Annotated in this window: 2 protein-coding genes, 2 tRNA genes and 1 pseudogene; 1 reads left to right on the top strand and 4 read right to left on the bottom strand. The window is 65.8% G+C overall.

What is annotated here, in order from left to right; all coding sequences use genetic code 11:
* Positions 1-17 precede the first annotated feature (17 nt).
* Positions 18-1,178 (top strand): annotated as a pseudogene (locus tag KZA10_RS10275) (recombinase family protein); the annotation flags it as partial.
* 511 nt (positions 1,179-1,689) lie between these two features.
* On the opposite strand, the gene KZA10_RS10270 reads toward KZA10_RS10275, so the two are convergent.
* The 4 genes from KZA10_RS10270 to KZA10_RS10255 form a co-directional block, all read right to left on the bottom strand.
* Positions 1,690-1,762: transfer RNA gene (locus KZA10_RS10270), tRNA-Ala, on the bottom strand.
* A 26-nt stretch (positions 1,763-1,788) separates the two neighbouring features.
* A tRNA-Ile gene (locus KZA10_RS10265) sits at positions 1,789-1,862 on the bottom strand.
* 85 nt (positions 1,863-1,947) lie between these two features.
* Entirely contained in the window at positions 1,948-2,874 is a 927-nt protein-coding gene (locus tag KZA10_RS10260; RefSeq protein WP_218682812.1) for a hypothetical protein, read from the bottom strand.
* Positions 2,871-3,262, bottom strand: a 392-nt coding sequence (locus tag KZA10_RS10255) for a response regulator transcription factor (protein ID WP_218682810.1), incomplete at its 5' end; no start/stop codon positions are given. The genes KZA10_RS10260 and KZA10_RS10255, both read right to left, overlap by 4 nt.

Genomic DNA, 3,262 nt, shown 5'->3' with positions numbered 1-3,262 from the left:
TCACGCCCAGGAGCTTGATGAGCAGCAGCGTCGCATCGGTGATCGACACAGCACCGGAAACACGACGCACGCCCATTCGTCGTCTGGCGAGCAAGGAGGCCACCATGACCCTGACAATGCCGATACACGACACGGATACGTCGCCGCTTCTGACAGCGGTGACGTATCAACGTGTCTCGACCAAGGAGCAGGCGACCAAGGGGGGTCGTGACGAGGGGTTCTCCATCCCCGCTCAGCGCCAGGCGAACGCGCGCAAGGCCGAAGACCTCGGCGCACGCATCGTCGCCGAGTTTGTGGACGCCGGAGAGTCCGCCCGCTCAGCTGACCGGCCAGACCTGCAACGGATGCTGGAGTACATCGCCACGCATCAAGTCACATACTGCATCGTCCACAAGGTCGACCGCCTCGCCCGCAACCGACTGGACGATGTGGAGATTCACCGCCGCCTGGTCGAAGCCGGGGTGACCTTGGTGTCTGCGACGGAGAACATCGACGAGACGCCCTCGGGGATGCTGCTGCACGGCATCATGTCCTCCATCGCAGAGTTCTACTCCAAAAACCTCGCATCCGAGGTCAGCAAGGGCCTGAACCAGAAGTTCGAGACCGGCGGAACCCCGATGCGAGCACCAGTCGGGTATCTCAACGTCCGCAAGCGTGACGAGCAGGGCCGCGAGTACCGCACCGTCGAGATCGACGCCGAGCGCGCCCCGCTGGTGAGGTGGGTATTCGAGCAGTACGCGACCGGTGAGCACACCGTTGTCAGCCTGCTCGCCGAGGCCACCGCGCGCGGACTCACCACCGTACCCACGCCGAAGCGTCCGTCCGGGCCGGTGGGCCGTTCCACGTTCTTCTCGATGCTGCGCAACCCGTACTACATCGGCATCGTCCGCTACAAGGGAGCCGAGCAGTCCGGCACCCACGAACCGCTGGTCGATGTCGAGACCTGGCAGCAAGTCCAACGTCTACTCGACTCCCGCAAGATCGCGGCCGAGCGCCGCCGCACGCACGACCACTACCTGAAAGGCTCCCTGTTCTGCGGCCAGTGCGGGTCACGGATGCAACTGGACTACCCCGCCAACAAGCAAGGCGTGCGCTACGCCTACTACGTGTGCTCCGGTCGGGCCTCCAAACGGAAGAACTGCACCCGGCGGGCCGTGCCGGTCGGTATCGCCGAGCAGCTGGTCGCGGACTGCTACCGAGACATCTCCATCACCGAAGAGCAGTACGCCGACCTCGCCGCTCAGGTCGAGACAGCGTTCGATGAACGGCTCGCCTCCCGCTCCCAGGAACTGGCCGACCTGACCGAGAACCGCAAGCGGCTCCAGAACGAGAGCGACAAGCTGCTCGCCGCACACTTCGCCGACGCCATCGACCTCGACACCCTCAAACGGCACCAAGACCGCATCCGGGCCGGGCTTGCAGACATCGACCGCCGCCTCGCCAGCGAACACGACCAGCACGAGGGCTCACGCAAGCACCTCAGCACCGCGCTCAGCCTGCTCGTTGACTGCGCGACCCTGTACGCGCGCACCGACGACCAAGGCAAGCGGCTGGCCAACCAAGCGCTCACCAACGGCATCGAGATCAGCGAAGACGAGAGGGCGACGATCAAGCTCGCTGAGCCGTTCGCCGCCCTCGCACCAACACCGGCTTCCACCGATGTCAGGTGTTCTAGTACGTCTGAAATTGTGGAGCCTAGGAGATTCGAACTCCTGACATCCTGCTTGCAAAGCAGGCGCTCTACCAACTGAGCTAAGGCCCCGTAAGGGATTTTCTTGAGTTAAGGAGTGGGGCTACCAGGACTTGAACCTGGGACCTCTTCATTATCAGTGAAGCGCTCTAACCGCCTGAGCTATAGCCCCGTCAACCTCCAAGACTTTACCGGAGAAACACGGAAAATCCGAATCGAGGGGGAGCACCCGGGAGTGTCTTCCCCCTCGACCGTGTTCAGCGGCCCGGTCTGATGGTCGCGGTACCCGCCGAGAGCGAGACGTCGATGCTCCTGCGCGAGCTCGATGCCTCCTCGATCTCGGCGTTCAACGTGCCGGCACTGATGTCCTGAGTGATCGCGTACTCGACGTCGGGAACCGTCAGATCCAGGGTCCCTGCGCTCACGTCGACTGCCGTCTGCGTCGGAGGGGTCCCCGTCAGCTCCACCGTGAGATCACCCGCGGAGACACCCAGATCGGCCATGGTGACGCCGTCCAGGAGGATGTCGGCGCGACCCGCACTCATCTGCACGTCGAGTTCCTTCGCGGCTCCCTCGACATCGAGCGCACCGGCGCTCACGCTCACATCGAGCACTCCGAAGTCGCCGACCACGTCGAGGCTGCCCGCATCGAGGTTCAGGTCGGCATCGAGTCGCGCGTCACGCAGGCTCTCGGGGAGGGTGAGCACCGCGATCTCCTCGTCGCCGAACCAGCCGCCGATCCACCAGCCGAACACCCCCTGGGGGCTCCGCACGACCAGCTCATCGCCGTCGCGTTCGAACGTCCACGGCGTACCGCGGCCATTCGTGATGGCGAGCGTCGCCTCGTCGACATCGCCGAACTCGACCCGCATGCTGCTGGCGTCGGCGTCCACGTCGACGCTCTCGAGTCCGTCGACCTCCACGCTCTGCACGGAATCAGGACGGCTCGAGGAGACGATGGTCCCGGCCGCCGCAGCTGCTGCCGTTCCCCCGGCCCCGAGCAGGGCGAGTCCGCCGACGACCGCGGTCACGACCATCACCGCGGTGGCCCCCGACGATCGTCCACCGCCGGAAGGAGGAGGAGGCGTCGGAGCGGACGGCGATGCCGGCGCCTGGGGAGGGGATGCGGGCGGAGGGGTGAGCGGGGTGTGCTCGCCCTGGGTGCCGTTGTTGTCGGTGGTCATCGTGCCACTCCTGTCTGGCCGGTCGGCGGCGTCGGGCCACCGGTGTTCTCGATGTGGGCGAGGGCGGCGAGCACGCGGCGGTTTCCCGACTCGTCCTGCTCGAAGCCCAGCTTCTGGAAGATGGAGGTGATGTGCTTCTCGACACTGGCCTCCGAGAGGAACAGGATCCCGGCGATCGCCTGGTTCGACTTCCCCTCCGCGATCAGAGCGAGGACGGTGCGTTCGCGCTCGGTGAGCCGCAGCATCCGGTCGTCCCGGTTGCGACGGGTCAGCAGCTGCGCGACGACCTCGGGGTCGAGCACGGTGGCCCCCTCGGAGATCCGCTGCACGGAGGCGAGGAACTCGGAGACATCGGCGACGCGGTCCTTGAGCAAGTAGCCCAGCGGAC

The organism is Microbacterium sp. BF1, from assembly GCF_019279095.1.
GTDB classification, from domain to species: domain Bacteria; phylum Actinomycetota; class Actinomycetes; order Actinomycetales; family Microbacteriaceae; genus Microbacterium; species Microbacterium maritypicum.
Note: the sequence above shows the minus strand (reverse complement) of the source record. Positions and strands in the feature narration are given on the sequence as shown.

Bases quoted from the DNA above. Each gene is read 5' to 3' on its own strand.
- KZA10_RS10260 (WP_218682812.1), bottom strand. From the start codon at position 2,874: ATGACCACCGACAACAACGGCACCCAGGGCGAGCACACCCCGCTCACC.